Below are 18,021 nucleotides of genomic sequence, written 5' to 3'. Positions count from 1 at the left end.
TTGCGCTTACTATAATTATGCCTTACATTTGAGGTATAAGGTATAACGCTTTTACCGACACAATTGTGCACAACTATTCGCTCACTATATAAGAATAGGATTGCTAATTTTGTCATTCCATTGCAAGCTAATTTTGCTTTATGTAACAAAAAACTTGTTTTTTGAAAGAAAGGAGGTCTTCTTGATTACAGTTTTAGTTGTGGATGACCATGAACTTGTACGTACAGGCATTTGCCGTATGTTAGAAGATCATGCCGATGTAGAGGTCATTGGACAAGCCGAATCGGGTGAAGAAGCAATTGCTATTGTTCGTCAGAAACATCCTCAAGTTGTGCTACTTGATGTCAACATGCCAGGCATCGGGGGCGTAGAAACAACGCGTCGTTTACTACAAACCGCGCCAGATACAAAAGTTATTGCTGTAAGTGGTTTATCAGAGGAACCTTACCCTTCTCTTTTGCTTAAAGCAGGAGCTAAAGGCTACATCACGAAAGGTGCTCCAATTACAGAAATGGTTCGAGCAATCAACAAAGTCATGCAAGGCGGCAAATACTTCAGTGCAGATATTGCTGAGCAGTTAGCGAGTTCCTATCTATCGGACACACAACAATCACCTTTTGACGCCCTATCTGAACGAGAAATGCAAGTTGCAATGATGGTTGTAAATTGTATTAGCGCTCAAGAAATTGCGGACAAACTTTTTGTAAGTGTCAAAACGGTGAATACTTACCGCTACCGTATTTTTGAAAAGCTCGCCATCGATAGTGATGTCAAACTAACTCATCTTGCGATCCGTTATGGTCTGATCAAGCCGTAATCAAACTTATATGCAATTTCCCTTAAACTCATCGTTGTCCAATACGATTTTTCGTTTGGGCACGTGGTATGGTTTATATCGTCTTATTATTGCGGTTAGCCTCAATATTATTTTGGTTTTAACCGATGCTCAAATCGACAATAGTCTACAACAACCCGCTTTATATTCTTACACACTGCTTGGCTATTCCATATTAAGCCTTCTTCAGCTTTTGTGTTTTAAGTTTAGTGCAACTCAGGCAACAAAGCAGCTTATTTTATTTTTTGTAGTTGATGTTATCTGTCTGAGTTTACTTACATTTTCTGTAGGTGAACCAAATCTACAACTCAGCTTGCTGTATGTTATTGCTATATTCACCTCGGCAATTTTACTCAGCGCAAGAATGTCTTTACTCATTACATTACTTGCAGTCATTGCTGTTATTTACCAACGCTTTGTTGGTAGTTTATTTGACTACAATAATCTAAATACAATTGGTAATAGTGCCTTATTAGCCTTCTTATTTTTTGTGGTGCATGGGATCGGACAAATTGCTGTTCAGCGCTTTAAATTACTTGAGGCGCTAACTTCCCACCAATCAATAGAACTCTATCAACTACAAAATATTAACCGCTATATTCTGGAACAAATTGAAGAAGGCTATCTTGTTCTAGATGAAAACTATGACATTGTTCTAAGTAATCCAGCTGCCTGCTCTCTGTTGGGCATTCCGCCACAATTTGCCAGTGAAAAATATCCTTTAGCTAAATGGCACCCCGATTTATTTGAAATTCTTAAGTTTGATAACCTACAAGAAGGTGATCGATTTATTTTTGAGTCGCGGCTGTCGGCTTACTCTATTAACATTAAAGTGCAACATCTTGTGGTGCCACAACAAGCATTGACGCTGCTCATTTTACAAGATGCACAACACATTAATCAGCAAGCTCAACAACTCAAACTTGCCGCTTTAGGGCAACTTTCAGCCAGTATTGCACATGAAATCCGTAATCCTCTGGCAGCAATTGTTCAGGCAAATGAATTACTTAAAGATAGTGATTTAGAGCAGCAAAATACTTTACGCCGTATGATTGGCAAGCAAACAAAACGCATCGATAGTATTGTTCAAGACACCTTAGGTCTTGCCAGTAGTGAAAGAACTCACCCAATCCAGATTGAATTAAACGGCTTCATAAAGACATTATTAGACGAAGATCTATTGGATGTTAAACATTCTATACAACTTAAAAGCTCTGATTTATCTTTAAAGATATTGTTTGATGAAAAGCAGCTCAGACAAGTGCTGATTAACCTTGTCAGGAATGCTTTACGACATAATGCCCCCGATTCACCCCATGTTCTGATCAACATTCACTCACAAACAAATAAAATTTATATTGATGTGATCGATTACGGCGAAGGTGTTTCAAAACGTGATATATCCCAATTATTTAAACCATTTTTTAGTACCGAAATTAATGGAACTGGTTTAGGATTATATTTGTCTCATAGTTTTTGTGAGGCAAACCATGCAAAGCTCACGTATGTAGAGCAAAAACAAGGGGCATGCTTCCAAATGGAATGCCCAATAATATATTGATTTTTTTATTAGGTTTTTGGGGAAATGGCAGAGCAGCAACCACTAGTTTTGCTTGTAGACGATGAAGAAGATTTGTGCCTTTTAATGCAAATGACTCTTGCGCGAATGGGAATTAAAACACATATTGCTTATCGGGTTGAACAGGCCAAACAACTCTTTACTCAGTTTCATTACGATGCATGCTTAACCGATTTAAACCTACCCGACGGTAGCGGTTTAGAGTTAGTTAAACATGTTTCTCAAACTTATTCTCACACACCAATTGCAGTTCTAACTGCGTACGGCAATATGGATATTGCAATTGCAGCATTAAAAGCGGGAGCTTTTGATTTTGTAAGTAAACCTATTAACCAAATTCATTTAGATCAGTTATTAAAAAAAGCGCTAAATCAGCCAAAACCAGAGCATGTGTTTGGTGAAACAACGTTGGAGAATGACCTATTAATCGGACGTTCTCCACCGATACAAAACTTGCGTATTGCTATAAAAAAAATAGCTCGTTCCCAAGCTCCTGTGTTTGTTACGGGGGAATCCGGTACAGGTAAAGAAGTTGTTGCTAATCTTATGCACCGCTTGAGTAACCGCAGCGAAGGTCCATTTATTGCGATTAACTGTGGAGCAATTCCAACTGAGCTCATGGAAAGTGAACTTTTTGGACATAAAAAAGGTAGCTTTACTGGTGCTATCCAAGACAAACAAGGCCTTATTTTATCCGCTCATGGCGGCAGCTTATTTTTAGATGAAATTGCCGAATTGCCTTTAAGTATGCAAGTCAAATTACTTCGGGCAGTACAAGAGAAAAAAATTCGCCCAGTAGGTTCCGATCAGGAAATCGATGTTGATTTTCGGGTGATTAGCGCCAGCCACCAAGATTTAGATTTATTAGTTCGACAAGGTAAATTCCGTCAGGATTTATTTTTCCGTATTCATGTTATGGATATCATGTTGCCGCCACTGCGTGAGCGCGGTGGAGATATTTTGTTATTAGCCAATCATTTTATTCAAAAGGTTTGTATGGAATGGGAAATTCCAAGCAAACAATTAACCACTACTGCTGAAACTTATTTATTGCAGCAAGATTTTCCAGGTAATGTTCGTGAATTAAGAAATATGATTGAACGAGCTATTACCTTAAGTGATGATGAATGTATTGATTTAACACATTTAGCACCTCCTCTCAGAGGCAGTAGCGTTAACTCGCAAATCGCAACTAAACCAGTGAATGACACATCAACTGCGATTACTCAGACTCGGCCAAAATTACCAATGGAAGGCTTAGAACGCTACTTAGAAAATATTGAAAAAGATATTCTACTGAACGCGTTGGACATGACCCATTGGAATCGGACCTTAGCAGCTAAAAAGCTAGGAATGACCTTCCGCTCTTTACGCTATCGATTGAAAAAGTTTGGCTTAGATACCGAATTAGGAGAGGAAGTATAAAAGACTATTTTTTCTTTAGAAATAAGTCTGCAACACGATCTAAATATACGTCTTCTTTCATTTCTGGGGGCAAAGGATAGGTCTGATTAGGCTGAATACCTTGCCCTTCAATCATATTGCCATTTGGCGTGTAATAATGTGAGACAGTCATTTGTAGTGCCGCACCACTTGGCAAAGGAAACAGTTTCTGCACTACGCCTTTCCCATAACTTTTTTCACCTATCACCCAAGCACGCTGATGTTCTTTCATGGCCGCGGTAAAAACTTCTGCTGCCGATGCAGAACGATGATTAATTAATATACCTAATTTTATATTCTGAAATTCATTGCCGGGCAGAGCCTGAAATTGCTGATTACCTTCCGAACGGCTTTTAGTTGAGACGATAATCCCACTATTTAGAAATAAATCTGCCGACTCGACTGCTGCCGATAACAACCCACCTGGATTGTTTCGTAAATCGATTAAAACGGCTTTTAAACGTGGTGAACTATTTTCTTCAATTAACCGTTTAATTTCATTTGCCGTGTCTTGCTGGAATACTCTAATTTTTAGCACCAAAACCTGATTATGCAGCATTACAGGTTCTATATCGGTTTCTATTTTTTTATTACGAACTAAGTTGAGGTTTCCATTTAAATCTTCTGTTTGTACTTGAAGCGTACTTCCGATAGAACCATAAAGCAGCCCAAGCACCTGATCTTGATTTAAATTTTTTAAGTCTTGATTATCAATCTTGAGAATCGCTTGACCATTTCTCAAACCTAATTTGTATGAGTCTGAACCAGTTTTAAGATCACGAATCATCCATTTATGGACATGCACTTCAGGGCTTAAAGCAAAATCAACCGAGGCAAGGTCACCTTCGGTATATTGAATCAATTGACGATATTCTTCTGCCGACAAATAACGTGAATAACGATCTAGCCCACTCACCAACCCTTTAATGGCTTGTTGAAATAAGGCATCGTCGGACTTCACGTCAACGTAATTATCTCGAACGATTCCATAGATTTGAACAAACTGTTGAATAGACTCAATCGGCACCTCTGCATAACTATGTTCAGGTTCTTCCGAATCCGAATGCAGAGGTGACAATTTCTCTTTAACAACTGGCGCTGCAAAAGCAAATTGGCTGCAACACAGCAACATACTTACAATAAGTTTTTTATATTTAATGTGTTGCAGCATCCAATCACCTTTGGCTTATGCAGATAATGTAATCAGATTACGCCCTTGCATTTCAGCAGGAACAGGAATCTGCATTAAATTGAGAATAGTCGGTGCTACATCGGCAAGCACACCACCTTCTGCAATTGTTGCTTGTGTTGGGCCAACATAGATAAACGGTACAAGTTCCGTTGTATGTTGAGTGTGAACTTGACCGCTTTCGTAGTCTTGCATTTGTTCCACGTTACCATGGTCAGCAGTAATCAGCATATGGCCTTTCTTTGCCATTACCGCTTCATAGACACGCCCAAGACAAAGATCGACTGCTTCAACTGCTTTAACTGCAGCATCAAAAATACCTGTATGGCCTACCATATCACCATTGGCATAGTTCACAACCAATAAATCGTATTCGCCAGAATTAATGGCTTTAACCAATTCATCAGTTACTTCATAAGCACTCATTTCAGGCTTAAGGTCATATGTTGCAACGTTTGGAGATGGAATCAAAATACGCTTTTCGCCCGGATATTCATCTTCACGCCCGCCACTAAAGAAGAACGTTACATGAGCATATTTTTCAGTTTCGGCAATACGTAACTGAGTCTTTCCAAGAGAAGATAAATATTCACCCAATGAATTTTTTAATGCTTCTGGCATATATGCAACTGGCGCATCAATGCTAGCTTGATAACGGGTTAGCATGACAAATTTAGAAAGGTTTGGTACAACTTTACGCTCAAAACCTGCAAAGTCTTTTTCTACAAATGCACGAGTAATTTCACGAGCTCGGTCAGCACGGAAATTCATAAATACAACGCTATCGCCGTCTTGTACTTTAGCAACATCACCAATACGAGTCGCTTTTACAAACTCATCGTTTTCATTGGCTGCATAAGCTAACTCTAACCCTTCCACTGCTGTTTGTGCAGTACGAAGTGCCTCGCCTTCGGTCAACAAGCGATAAGCTTGCTCAACACGATCCCAACGGTTATCGCGGTCCATTGCAAAGTAGCGGCCAATCATGGTCGCGATACGGCCTTGACCTTGGTATTGAGCGAATAATGCATCTAATTTTTCTAAAGACGGCTGAGCACTACGTGGCGGTGTATCACGGCCATCAAGGAAAGCATGTAAATAAACTTTTGCACCACGTTTTAATGCAAGCTCACACATCGCCACAATATGGTCTTCATGTGAATGGACGCCACCTTCTGAGAGCAGGCCCATAATATGAACAGCACCATTAGCAGCTTTGGCCTTTTCAACAGCGTCAATCAACACTTCATGTTTAAAAAAGTCGCCAGTACGAATATCTTTAGTAATACGGGTAAAGTCTTGATACAAAACACGACCAGCACCAAGATTCATATGGCCGACTTCAGAGTTACCCATTTGTCCATCAGGTAAACCAACATCTTCACCAGAACCAGAAATTAGACTATTTGGATGCTTTGCTGTCATTGCCGCCAAATTCGGTGTTTTTGCTGCAAGAAAAGCATTATCTTCAATCGCTTCACGGTGACCAACACCATCCATAATGACCAGAACGTGAGGGATCTTGCCAGCAGTTGCATCCGTCATAATCTATTTCTCTTTTGTCTACAATTTCGTCACAATATCTTACCGAATTTTCGGTCAAGACTCTATTTTTTCCTATGGCTTTCACCAATATCTACGATTGATGAAAACCATAAATATCAATTATTACTAGCGAGCGCGGTAAAGCAAATAACTTCCGGCACCAAACATTAATAATATAGGTACAAGTACAAACCAAGCTGGAGATGGGGAGTAAACCAAGCTGGCATAGCCCAAGAAATCCTGCAAATAATAGAAACTCAAGCCAATAAACAATGCGATCACCAAACGGAAACCCATTGATTGTTGACGTAATGGTCCAAAAATAAATGAACACGCCACTAGAACCAAAGCGATCAACGAAAATGGCGAGGCAACTTTTTGCCAGAAAGCCAATTGGTAAGTCTTTGGTACCTGACTGTATTCATCCATATAACGCATGAAGCTAATAAGTTGGCTTGGCGATAAATCCTCAGGATCTAAAGTCACCATGTGCACATATTTAGGCTGTAATGCTAAAGCAAGCGATTGTTCATCATGGTCAGTTTTAATGGCATTTCCTGCCGCCAAAATATCCATTTGTTCTGCTTTCTTCAAAGCCCATTGACCATTTTTTACGAACTGTCCTTGTTGAGCATTAATCAATGATTGCAAGTAATAGTTCTGGTCAAAGTCGACCACTTGAATATCTTTTAAATTGCCCTGAGAGTTAGCATAGTCGATATAGATAAATCGCTGTCCTTCACGTGACCAATAACCTTTGACTTCGCCTAAAGCAGCTACAGAACGGTGGCTTTTAACACTTTGTGCTTTTTCATTCGTATAAGGGATAACCCACTCACTTAAGGCAAACGACAAAATAATAAGTAGTAAAGCTGAGCGCATCACCCAACCAACAATACGCCACAAGCTAATACCGGCAGAGCGCATGACAATAAGTTCACTACTCGTCGCCAACGAGCCTAAACCAATCACAGCACCAATCAAGGCAGAAATAGGCAAAATTTCATATAGATAACGAGGCGCTCCCCATAACACATAGATGAGAGCTTGCCATGCGTTATAGTCTGGTTTGAGCTCACCTAACTCGCCAAGATATGTAAATAAGACCTGAAGAATGGACAAAACAACTGTGGTGCCAAACATTGCAAGCGCAGTGGTTTTCGTCACATATTTGGCGACTATTCGACGTGCTAACATTATAATTTCACTCGCTTGATCTGTTTCTTGATTTTTGGTCCTAACTTCTGCTTACGTGAAAATAAGGCAGCTGCAACGCCATAAACAACCAACACGGCAGGATAAGCCCAAATATCGAGTTCTTCTTTACTAATACGAGTCTTGATTGCAATCATTAATACGATCAGACTGGAAAAAATAAAAATCGCCGGAATAAGACGGTAATAACGACCTTGTCTTGGACTCACCTCAGACAATGCCACAGAAAGCATTAAAGCAATAATAATGGTGAATGGTCCAAACAAACGCCATCCCAACTCACTTCTTACCACTGGATCATTTGTTTTTGAAAAAAGTTTGGTTGTTGATAAAGCTTCTACATCACCACTTTCAAACTTAACATCTTTGTCATTTTCTAAACGTAGACGATAAGACTGAAACTCTGCTTGTGTATATTTTGGGTGTCCCGGGAATATTTCATAACGGCGGCCTTGCACCAGATCAACGACATTGGCTGTGTCATTTGCAACTTCTACACGAGTCGCTTCTTTTGCCAAGATCATGACATCTGGCTTATCTTCTTTGGTCGCACGTTGATAAAAGAAAATGTCTTTTAGATTTTTTCGATCTTCTGACAGTGAACCCGCATAAATCGTATATGGTCCCGATGAAATAAACTCTCTTGGACGAACTAAATCGAAGCCCGTGCGAACCGCTTGGGTAGTGGTTAATTTTTCAAACTCACGAAGTCCCCACGGTGTCATCCAAAGCATAAGCACAGACTGACAAACCATATAAACCAGTGTTATAGGAATGAGTAAGCGCGCTAATTGATGGCGACTCACACCACTACCGTTCAGTACTGCCATTTCATGGTCAACATATAAACGACCAAACACCAACATTAAACCAATAAAAAAACCCAGTGGTAAAATGAGTGTTAGAAATTCAGGTAAACGATATCCAATGATGCTAAACAAGATGCTGGCATCTAAACGCCCCTGCGCCGCCACACCAAAGTATTTGATCAGACGACCACCCATCATGATTAAGGTCAATAAGGAAATGACCACCAATGAGGTAGAGACAACTTGCTTGACGAGATAACGCCGAATAATCAAAGTAATACTTCCAAAAGGCTAATCGGGACGAATGCTAGTTTACCCGAATGTTAAAAATATAAAACCGCACATTGCAACGCTATGCTTGAAAGTGTTTCAATGTTTTAATTCATCATAACTTTCTATAGGCAATCACGGCAGCCATGAAATTTACAACTTATACAACTTTTCCCGAACAAACATCTAATGAATCTTTGTGGATTTTAGTTGATTCAGAACAGCTACAAAGCAACATCAACACATATCAAATCAATAACCTAGAAAGCATTCTTAGCGCTACTCAATTCAAAGGCAACTTCAATGAAACTCTGCCACTGTTTAGTCAGATTTCAAATCAGCCTCACAGCCAATTACTTGGCTTAGGAAAAACAGCTGAACTTCAGACAGTTAAGTTAGCTAAACTTGCCCAAACGATTATCAAATCGACACAAAATAAATTTAAGCATATCGCAATTGATATTGCTGCGTTACCTGTCGAGCACCATTATTTATTTGCTTTAAGCTTAACTCAAGCAGCTTATGGTTATGATGAGTTTAAATCGAAAAAAAATGAATTTGTGTTACAACAGGTTGATTTAATTAGTTCAACGACTAGCCTAGATGAAAAACAACTGGCTTTAGTACATGCGGTACAGTCTGGTCAGTCTTATGCACGCGACCTTGGCAACCGTCCGGGTAATATTTGTTTCCCAGAATATTTGGCAGAACAGGCTCTAGCTTTAGCCGCAGAATTCCCTGACTTACTTAAAGTAACTGTTTTAAATGAGCAACAAATGGCTGATTTAGGCATGTACGCTTTTCTTGCAGTAAGCAAAGGATCTGAACGTCCAGGTCGTATCGTAACTCTCGAATATCAAGCACAGATTGATCAAGCTCCAGTTGTTCTCGTTGGTAAAGGCGTAACTTTTGATACAGGTGGTATTTCTTTAAAACCAGGCCTTGGCATGGATGAAATGAAATTCGATATGTGTGGTGCAGCCTCTGTACTGGGTACCATTCGGGCACTATGCGAAGCGAAACTTCCTATTCATGTGGTAGGTGCAATTGCAGCAGCAGAAAATATGCCTTCTGGCAAAGCAACCCGTCCGGGCGACATTGTGACAACCATGAGCGGTCAAACTGTTGAAATTCTAAATACAGATGCTGAAGGCCGTTTGGTGCTGTGTGACACATTGACCTATATCAAACGCTTCAATCCAGCAGTAGTGGTGGATATTGCGACCTTAACAGGTGCATGTGTAGTCGCTTTAGGTAAAGTACTCAGCGGTTTGTTCTCACCAGATGATGCTTTAGCAGCCGAGCTCCAACAAGCTGGCGAACAATCATTTGACCGTGTATGGCGTATGCCAGTCATTGATGATTATCAAGAGTTACTTGATTCACCATTTGCAGATATTGCGAACATCGGCGGTCCATACGGCGGCGCGATCACAGCTGCATGTTTCCTTGAGCGATTTACACGTGAATATCGTTGGGCTCATTTAGATGTAGCAGGAACAGCGTGGCTTTCTGGTCCAGCTAAAGGTGCAACTGGTCGTCCAGTACCACTCCTCATGCAATTTTTAGCAAATCGTGTAAATACGAATGGCTAAAGTTAGCTTTTATCTGTTTGAAACCAGCGAAGAACGGCAAGTCGATAGTGCTTGCCGTTTATGTCGAAAAATATTACAGAAGCATCCTAAAATCTGGTGGTATTGCCCAGATGTGCAGCTACAACAGATTCTTGATGAAAGATTATGGGATTTCGACCCTGTCAGTTTTATTGCACATGGCATTGACCAGACTGATGCTGCTGTATGTATTTCGGCTAAACAACCACTTGAACAAGGCCTGTTAGTATTTAATTTTAACAATCATGCACTTGAACAAGTTGATCATTTTAGCCACATTATAGAAATTGTTGAAAATAATGAAACAGCCAAGCAAATTGGTCGAGAAAAATTTAAAATGTATCGCCGTTTGGGTATAGAACCGCGGACCTTTAAATTATAACGCGCTAAAATGTAAATACTGTTGATCAAGGAGAACCATGGTGGCATTAAATGTCGGGCAAGATTTTAAAAAAAGATGGTTAAATGCGCCTGAAGCTGTCCGTCATACCTATCAACAGGATTTGGCACGTATTTGCGATCTACTCGAACCCCAAACCCCTATTCAGCTTTGGGTTTTAAATGACGAAAAAGCGCAGTTAGAATCACAGCAAAAAATTGAACAAGCCTACGCAGACCTCAAAGCAGAGCTCATTGAGCAGGCACGTATTCGTCGTCAACTTGCTTTAGAAAAAGCACTTGCTGACAAACGTGCATCAGAAGCTGCTTATGCTGCGGAGTTGCAAGCAGACGAAATTCGTAAGTTTAATGAACAGACTGAAACATTACACATATTACGTAGTCATTTAGAACAAGAGGTTGCAGAGCAAACTGCACGTTATCAGAAAAACCCTGAAACACCGGCAGTCAATTACTCTGCTGGCGTAAAACTTAGCATTACCGATGATCAAATCTTATCTGAGCTTGAAAGTTTACGCATTCGTTTAGAACTTGAAGCTGAGAGCTTAATTGAGCAGTCTGTAACGGCTTTCCGAGCCAAGCTAAATTCGGCAGCTCAAGAAGAAATTGAATACATTTTAAAGAATTCTAAGTTTTCTGATGAAAAAATAGAAAAGTAAACCTTTAAATATTTCTTTTGTCATAAAAGTGACACGTATATGTCACAGAATAGACATATAGATTATTCTTATAGATCAATTAATTATAAGAATGAAAAGTAACTATTCAAGATAATTAATGAGGATAAGAGATGGACATTCTGCATCAGATTTCAAAGCAAGTTGAACAGCTTAATCAGGGTGAGCAATGGACGTTTTCAGCACAAGAATTTTATATGAGTCATAACGACTTTAACTCTTTATCTATCTTACTTACACGTGAGTCTGAAACCCGTGATTTTACAATTACTCGCACTCGGCATAACAAGCCATGGGTCGGCACACACTCGGTTACGCTAACCAAGCATTAAGTTTTCAAAATAAAAAACCGGAACAAGTGTCCGGTTTTTTTTATTTTAACGATTTAGCTTTTTATTTTAAAAAACCATTCTCAGCTAAAAAAGCCATACTAATATTTGACTCTGTTTTTTGTTCAGCAGCTTTGTCACCTAGCAATAAACGCTCGATATAACGCGCTAAAACATCGACTTCAAGGTTTACTTTACTACCTACTTGCCACGTTCCAATGTTAGTACGTTCTGCTGTGTGCGGAATTAAGTTCAAACTTAAAATATTTCCACGTAAGTGGTTAATCGTTAAACTAATACCATCTACGGTCACAGAACCTTTTTCTGCTAAATATTTAGCAAGTTCTGCGGGTGCCGTCACTTCATAATAGATTGAACGAGCATCTTCACGCACTACTGTAATTTCACCTACGCCATCAACGTGACCACTTACAATGTGTCCACCAAAGCGTGTTGTCGGTAACATTGCTTTTTCAACATTGACACGTTGCCCAACTTTCCAGTGACCCAAAGTCGTTCGGTTCAAGCTTTCACGAGAAACATCAGCTGCATACCAATTATCGCCCCATTCAATCACGGTGAGGCAAATTCCATTGGTCGCAATTGAGTCACCCAAATGCACATCTGACATATCCAGATCAGTCTGAATACGTAAACGCACATCACCACCTACGCTTTGCAGGCTTTCAACTTTTCCTAAACTTTCAATAATGCCTGTAAACATGGCTCAATCTCCAAATCTTTTTACACTGCTTAAATTGCAGCGCTTACCAAAGTGCGAGCTGTGTACTATTACCTGAGGTATCTACACCACCTAGCTCGGCGAAGTGGTAAAGCTGGCCTAATAACTGACGTAATGGTGGTCCTGACTTGGCATGAGTATCAGTAATCACAATAAACTCAAGCACGCGTGCACGTTCAGACTGTCGTTGTTTACTCACTCGATAGCGTGGAACATCTTGTGTTAGCAAGGTCACTTTGCCGCGCTCCAGATTGGCCATAAGCAAATCTTTCGGCTCGATATTACCATCAGTTGAATAACTGGTCAGAATATAGCGGGCATTGATGGTTGAAAGTAGTTTTTCATACGCATCTTTCGCATATTTAGAAGAGTTATATGGGCTTGGACGTTCTTTACGCCAAGCTCTATCAATTCCACTCTTATAACCTTTGGTATCTGGTGAAGGTAAATCGACCTGATCCCATAAAGTTAATGCATTCAACACATGGTAATTACTACTATATGCATGCTGGTTATACGGTGGATCGAGATAGGCAACATCGACTTCAAAACCACTCATTTGATTTGCTAGATGCTGTGAATCTACACACCACATTTCAGCAGCAGGACGTTTACGATCACCAATCTCGCAAAAACGGCTTGGTGTTAACCAAAGTAATGATTCAATTCGTTCTAACGCAGTTTGTGTACGTCCGCCCCACCCTTGGTGGAAGCTTTTAAATACGCCACTGGTGTTACTGACAAAACTTGCTGAATAGAGCAATGGTGCGAGCAAAGCACTCATCTCTACATCATTAATTGCGCCTTGAGATTGCCATGTTGCAATCTGCTGGCGAATCGCATCAATACGCATACCATTACGGCGTTTAAAGAACAAACGGTCACGAGCTGGATCATAAATATCATCATTACGTGGGCAAAGATTATGTGTTACCCAACCTTTAACTTCAGGTAAGCGATTTAAATAATCGATTGCCTTCTGATAACCACCCAACTCTTTAAAAGCAGGTGCATCGATGCAAGCTAAAATCGCATGATTTAACGCATGGCTATAAGGTTCCCAGTCATTCGCAATTACGCGGTAACCATTTTGACGCGCCAAACGAGATACTACGCCACTGCCGGCAAAGAAATCGGCAAAAATCGGAGGATTCTTTTTCTTACTATTCAGCGTCCCTGTAATTTCAAGGGCTTCTAAAATTAGATGGAGCAATCGGCGCTTATTACCCAAGTAAGGAACAAGCTGATGGAAAAGATATTCGTCTGTCGTACGGGCTGCATGACGACGTTTGTGATAAACCGAAGGCTCTGGATTCATACTTTCTCTTGCGTAGGGATTAACCTTAAGCGTATATCTTGATCAAGTTGTGTCACATCAAGAAGTGTAAAACGAAGTTGTTGTGCCATATATTCAAACTCTGCATTGAACATGGCTCTTGCACTTTTCCCCAATAATGTCGGGGCAATATAACTGATCAACTCATCTACTAAACCTTCTTGTAAAAAGGCAGTAGATAATGTTGCACCGGCTTCTACCAATACATCATAAATTTGATATTGCTTAGATAGGGTCTGTAACAGCACTTTTAAAGGCTGAATTTCTAATTGTATCACGCCTAAATCGGCAAGTTCTTGACGATATGGCCCCATCACCATCACAGTTTCAGGATTTTCTAAAATTTTAGCAGCAAGCGGCAGACGACCTTGGCGGTCTAAAATAATCCGTTTTGGCTGTGCAATTGTCTCAATATCAACACTGCCCAGAGTTCGTACATTAAGCTGGCAGTCATCTGCAATCACAGTATCGATCCCTGTAATCACTGCTCCTGAAATGGCACGCCAATGCTGTACATCCTGACGCGCAACTGCACCGGTAATCCATTTCGATTCGCCCGATGCCATTGCAGTACGTCCATCTAAGCTTGAAGCTACTTTTAAGCGTACATAGGGCATGCCCGTAGACATCGCCTTTAAAAAACCTTGGTTTAATTTCTCTGCCAAATCTTCACAAATACCAACTTCTACTTCAATTCCGGCATTTTTCAAAATCTGAACACCCTTACCCGCAACGAGTGGGTTTGGATCAGGACATGCCACAACCACCTTTTTAACCTGTGCCTTAACCAATGCTTCGGCACAAGGAGGAGTTCTCCCATAATGTGCACATGGCTCAAGCGTCACATACGCTGTTGCACCTTGAGCCTGCTCAGCTGCCTGACGTAAGGCAAAAACCTCTGCGTGTGGTTGACCTGCTTTAGGATGAAAGCCCTCACCGATTAACTGATCATCTTTGACAATGACACAACCAACATTTGGATTAGGCTTAGTCGAATATAGACCTCGTTTGGCAAGTTCAATAGCTTGTTGCATCCAATATTGATCTTTTTTCAACTCAGACATAAAAATCTCAAATAATTATTGTTCACGTTGCTGCATTTGCTCAATTTGTCGGCGAAAAGCTTCAACATCCTGAAAATCTTGATAAACAGAAGCAAATCGAACATAAGCGACATGGTCGAGTGCAAATAGAGATTGCATGACGACTTCACCAATTGTTCTAGACTTCACGTCACGCTCACCTAAACGGCGAATCTGCAATTGGATATCACTTAAAACAGTTTCTATCTGTTCTTGGGTGACCGGACGTTTTTGCAATGCATGCATTAACGAACGGCGTAGCTTGGCCTCATCGAAAGGTTCATTCTTTCCATTCGATTTGATCACACGGGGCATCACCACTTCATAGCTTTCAAAAGTGGTAAAACGTTCACCGCAACTTACACACTCACGACGTCGACGAATCTGACAGCCTTCGGCGGCTAAACGTGAATCGATGACTTTACTATCTGCGGCGTTGCAAAATGGACAATGCATAGCGGATTTATAGGGTCGATTACTTTGACCTAGTGTAGCAAAGTTTCTACACTTACAGAACCAGCATTCTATGAGACAAAAAAACAGTCCTGAGCAAGATCAAAGCATCGCTTTGATCACAGCGCAAGACTGTTCTTCTAAGACAGCAGATATATTACGAATTATTCAATACGTTCGCCATGTTGGCTTAAATCCAGACCCATGCGCTCATCATCAGCGTTAACACGGATACCAATCACAAGATCAATCACTTTAAGAATTACAAAAGTCGCTACACCACTGTAAATCATGGTTGCTAATACGCCTTCAACTTGTACCCATAATTGACCAGCGAAGGTTGGAGCTAAGGTAACGTTGGCTGCTTTGATGATTTCATCACTGTAAAATACGCCAGTTAAAATCGCACCGACAATACCACCTACAGCATGTAAACCAAAGGCATCCAAAGCATCATCAGCTTTAAGTAAGCGTTTAAGTGCGGTAATACCCCAGAAGCACACTACGCCACCGATAAGGCCCATGACTAAAGCACCGCCTACACCGACGAAACCTGCTGCTGGCGTAATCACAACCAAACCAGCAACAGCACCAGAAGCACCACCTAATACAGATGCTTTACCGCGAATCATACGTTCAACAACTAGCCAAGAGAACGCAGCAGCAGCGGCAGCAACTTGAGTCACTAAAATTGCCATGCTTGCACGAGCGCCAGCACCTAAAGCACTACCACCGTTAAAGCCAAACCAACCCACCCAAAGTAAGCTTGCACCGACTACAGTTAGAGTCAAGTTATGCGGAGCCATAGATTCACGGCCCAAACCAATACGTTTTCCAAGCATGTAAGCAGCAACTAAACCTGCAACACCTGAGTTGATATGTACAACTGTGCCACCAGCAAAATCTAATGCGCCTGCTTTAAATAACCAACCATCTGCAGCCCACACCCAGTGGGTAATTGGTGCGTAAACAACGAGCACCCAAACTGCAATAAACACCATGAATGCTGAATACTTCATACGGTCTGCAATAGAACCACTGAGAATTGCAACTGTAATAATGGCAAAGGTCATTTGGAAAATAACAAAGAGACTTTCAGGAATTGTCCCACTCAATGCATCAAACGCGACTCCGTTTAGCATTGCTTTAGACAAATCACCAAAAAATGCACCTGTGCCAGAGAACGCGATTGAATATCCTGCAATCACCCACAGCAAACTTACTAAGATTGCAGCTGAAAGGCTGAACATCATAGTACTGAGTACATTTTTCTTACGTACCATACCGCCGTAGAATAATGCCAACCCCGGAATGGTCATCAATAGAACCAATGCGGTTGAAACTAAAATCCAAGAGGTATCACCCGTATCAAGAGTAGGTGTCGGTGCTGGAGCTGCCGGAGTCTCAGCAACTGATGCTTCTGCAGTGGTTGCAGTAGCTTGAGATGTTGATGTAGCCGCAACTTCCGATGTAGGCGTTGTTACAGCTTCTTCTGCCCAAACGGCAGTACCACCCAAAAGAGCGCCTGATAGACTCAGCGCCATAAGCATTTTTTTCATTCGTGTCCCCCAACCTCATTTGCGAGTTATTTTCTACTCAGCAAGCTTTGTGCCAATTAGACAGCATCTGGTCCAGTTTCACCCGTACGGATACGGATTACTTGTTCCAGGTTAGTCACAAAAATCTTACCATCGCCAATTTTTCCTGTGCTTGCTACACGTGTAATTGATTCAATCACCGCGTCGACCATTTCATCACTAATCGCAATTTCGATTTTTACTTTAGGTAAGAAATCAACCACATACTCCGCGCCACGGTAGAGTTCTGTATGTCCTTTTTGACGACCAAAACCTTTAACTTCAGTTACGGTAATCCCTTGTACACCAATGTCAGAGAGCGCTTCACGCACATCATCCAATTTAAACGGTTTTACAATTGCAGTTACAAGCTTCATGTTTGTTTCCTTCGGCTTCTTTTCACCAGTAAGGTTTTATGTTCAATTTTCATGCCAATATTTCAAAGGTTGAGGGAAATGAATCTATTGCATGAACTTTCTTTATAACCTATTTAGTGATCAAGATGTAGATGAGCTATTAAAAATAAAATGAATTTTCAGTACGTTTACATGCTGATTTAATGTTCTATTTGTACTAAAAGAATTGAAACCTATATCCCACCTTCAAGCAGTGGTAAACTGTAAACCATAAGGTAATACAACACTTTGGATATTTCATGCTAGAAACTTTATTACAGGCCATTCTGGAACAAATTGATGAGCCTAAAAAAGATTTGGAAAAAAATTTACGTGCATTATTAAATGAAGCAGTCGAAAAGTTAGATCTTGTTTCCAGACAAGAAATTGACCGCCAAAAGACCGCACTGCAATCAGCCAACCAACGTTTAGCAGAGCTACAAAAACAAGTGGAACTATTAGAAGCAACTTTAAAGAATAAAAAATAAGCACCAATGTAGCGCACTTATACTTTACAACGATTAAAAATGAAG

General features: G+C 40.6%; 18 protein-coding genes. 8 read left to right on the top strand and 10 right to left on the bottom strand.

What is annotated here, in order from left to right:
- Nucleotides 1–181: 181 nt before the first annotated feature.
- From RMB13_RS01690 to RMB13_RS01680, 3 genes are read left to right on the top strand one after another with little or no spacing between them, the layout of a single operon-like run.
- A complete protein-coding gene (locus tag RMB13_RS01690; RefSeq protein WP_003654436.1) occupies nt 182–817 on the top strand; it encodes a response regulator in 636 nt (211 codons plus the stop codon).
- Nucleotides 818–827: 10 nt separating this feature from the next.
- Nucleotides 828–2,396 carry a PAS domain-containing sensor histidine kinase gene (locus RMB13_RS01685; protein WP_311084236.1) on the top strand — a complete coding sequence of 523 codons (1,569 nt, stop codon included), beginning with the start codon at nt 828–830 and terminating at the stop codon, nt 2,394–2,396.
- Between the two features lie 24 nt (nt 2,397–2,420).
- Nucleotides 2,421–3,839 (top strand): sigma-54 dependent transcriptional regulator, encoded by a 1,419-nt coding sequence (locus RMB13_RS01680; RefSeq protein WP_311084235.1) that lies wholly within the window; start codon nt 2,421–2,423, stop codon nt 3,837–3,839.
- A gap of 4 nt (nt 3,840–3,843) precedes the next feature.
- Here the strand turns inward: RMB13_RS01680 and RMB13_RS01675 are convergent, their stop codons facing one another.
- The 4 genes from RMB13_RS01675 to lptF all read right to left on the bottom strand — a co-directional run bounded on the left by RMB13_RS01675 (nt 3,844) and on the right by lptF (nt 8,888).
- Nucleotides 3,844–5,028, bottom strand: a complete 1,185-nt coding sequence (locus RMB13_RS01675) for a S41 family peptidase (RefSeq protein ID WP_311084233.1) — start codon at nt 5,026–5,028, stop codon at nt 3,844–3,846.
- A gap of 15 nt (nt 5,029–5,043) precedes the next feature.
- Nucleotides 5,044–6,591, bottom strand: a complete 1,548-nt coding sequence (gpmI, locus tag RMB13_RS01670) for a 2,3-bisphosphoglycerate-independent phosphoglycerate mutase (RefSeq protein ID WP_132068565.1) — start codon at nt 6,589–6,591, stop codon at nt 5,044–5,046.
- A gap of 126 nt (nt 6,592–6,717) precedes the next feature.
- A complete protein-coding gene (lptG, locus tag RMB13_RS01665; protein ID WP_003654431.1) occupies nt 6,718–7,788 on the bottom strand; it encodes an LPS export ABC transporter permease LptG in 1,071 nt (356 codons plus the stop codon).
- A complete protein-coding gene (gene lptF, locus RMB13_RS01660) occupies nt 7,788–8,888 on the bottom strand; it encodes an LPS export ABC transporter permease LptF (protein ID WP_035363991.1) in 1,101 nt (366 codons plus the stop codon). The genes lptG and lptF overlap by 1 nt, the downstream gene beginning before the upstream one ends.
- A gap of 143 nt (nt 8,889–9,031) precedes the next feature.
- On the opposite strand from lptF, the gene RMB13_RS01655 reads away from it, so the two are divergent.
- From RMB13_RS01655 to RMB13_RS01640, 4 genes are all read left to right on the top strand, one after another.
- Nucleotides 9,032–10,480 (top strand): leucyl aminopeptidase, encoded by a 1,449-nt coding sequence (locus tag RMB13_RS01655; RefSeq protein ID WP_311084232.1) that lies wholly within the window; start codon nt 9,032–9,034, stop codon nt 10,478–10,480.
- Entirely contained in the window at nt 10,473–10,880 is a 408-nt protein-coding gene (locus RMB13_RS01650) for a DNA polymerase III subunit chi (protein ID WP_311084231.1), read from the top strand. The genes RMB13_RS01655 and RMB13_RS01650 overlap by 8 nt, the downstream gene beginning before the upstream one ends.
- 37 nt (nt 10,881–10,917) lie before the next feature.
- Nucleotides 10,918–11,556 carry a hypothetical protein gene (locus RMB13_RS01645; protein ID WP_017391145.1) on the top strand — a complete coding sequence of 213 codons (639 nt, stop codon included), beginning with the start codon at nt 10,918–10,920 and terminating at the stop codon, nt 11,554–11,556.
- 131 nt (nt 11,557–11,687) lie between these two features.
- A complete protein-coding gene (locus tag RMB13_RS01640) occupies nt 11,688–11,906 on the top strand; it encodes a hypothetical protein (RefSeq protein WP_311084230.1) in 219 nt (72 codons plus the stop codon).
- Between the two features lie 61 nt (nt 11,907–11,967).
- Here RMB13_RS01640 and RMB13_RS01635 read toward each other — a convergent pair whose 3' ends face one another.
- The 6 genes from RMB13_RS01635 to glnK form a co-directional block, all read right to left on the bottom strand.
- Entirely contained in the window at nt 11,968–12,627 is a 660-nt protein-coding gene (locus RMB13_RS01635; protein WP_005037345.1) for a riboflavin synthase, read from the bottom strand.
- A 43-nt stretch (nt 12,628–12,670) separates the two neighbouring features.
- Entirely contained in the window at nt 12,671–13,963 is a 1,293-nt protein-coding gene (locus tag RMB13_RS01630) for a DNA adenine methylase (protein ID WP_003654420.1), read from the bottom strand.
- Complete coding sequence (gene ribD / locus RMB13_RS01625) at nt 13,960–15,045, bottom strand: bifunctional diaminohydroxyphosphoribosylaminopyrimidine deaminase/5-amino-6-(5-phosphoribosylamino)uracil reductase RibD (RefSeq protein ID WP_017387767.1); 1,086 nt, start codon at nt 15,043–15,045, stop codon at nt 13,960–13,962. Before ribD ends, RMB13_RS01630 begins: the two co-directional genes overlap by 4 nt.
- 15 nt (nt 15,046–15,060) lie before the next feature.
- On the bottom strand, nt 15,061–15,519 hold the full coding sequence (nrdR, locus tag RMB13_RS01620; protein WP_003654416.1) for a transcriptional regulator NrdR: 459 nt from the start codon (nt 15,517–15,519) through the stop codon (nt 15,061–15,063).
- A 161-nt stretch (nt 15,520–15,680) separates the two neighbouring features.
- Nucleotides 15,681–17,075 carry an ammonium transporter gene (locus RMB13_RS01615; protein ID WP_205470008.1) on the bottom strand — a complete coding sequence of 465 codons (1,395 nt, stop codon included), beginning with the start codon at nt 17,073–17,075 and terminating at the stop codon, nt 15,681–15,683.
- Nucleotides 17,076–17,131: 56 nt separating this feature from the next.
- Nucleotides 17,132–17,470, bottom strand: a complete 339-nt coding sequence (gene glnK, locus RMB13_RS01610) for a P-II family nitrogen regulator (protein WP_000780326.1) — start codon at nt 17,468–17,470, stop codon at nt 17,132–17,134.
- 278 nt (nt 17,471–17,748) lie between these two features.
- On the opposite strand from glnK, the gene RMB13_RS01605 reads away from it, so the two are divergent.
- Complete coding sequence (locus RMB13_RS01605) at nt 17,749–17,976, top strand: accessory factor UbiK family protein (RefSeq protein WP_311084229.1); 228 nt, start codon at nt 17,749–17,751, stop codon at nt 17,974–17,976.
- Nucleotides 17,977–18,021 lie beyond the last annotated feature (45 nt).

The organism is Acinetobacter sp. V102_4, assembly GCF_031799005.1.
Classification (GTDB): Bacteria; Pseudomonadota; Gammaproteobacteria; order Pseudomonadales; family Moraxellaceae; genus Acinetobacter; species Acinetobacter calcoaceticus.
The sequence above is the reverse complement of the archived record's forward strand: the minus strand, read 5'-3'. Positions and strand labels throughout refer to the sequence as shown.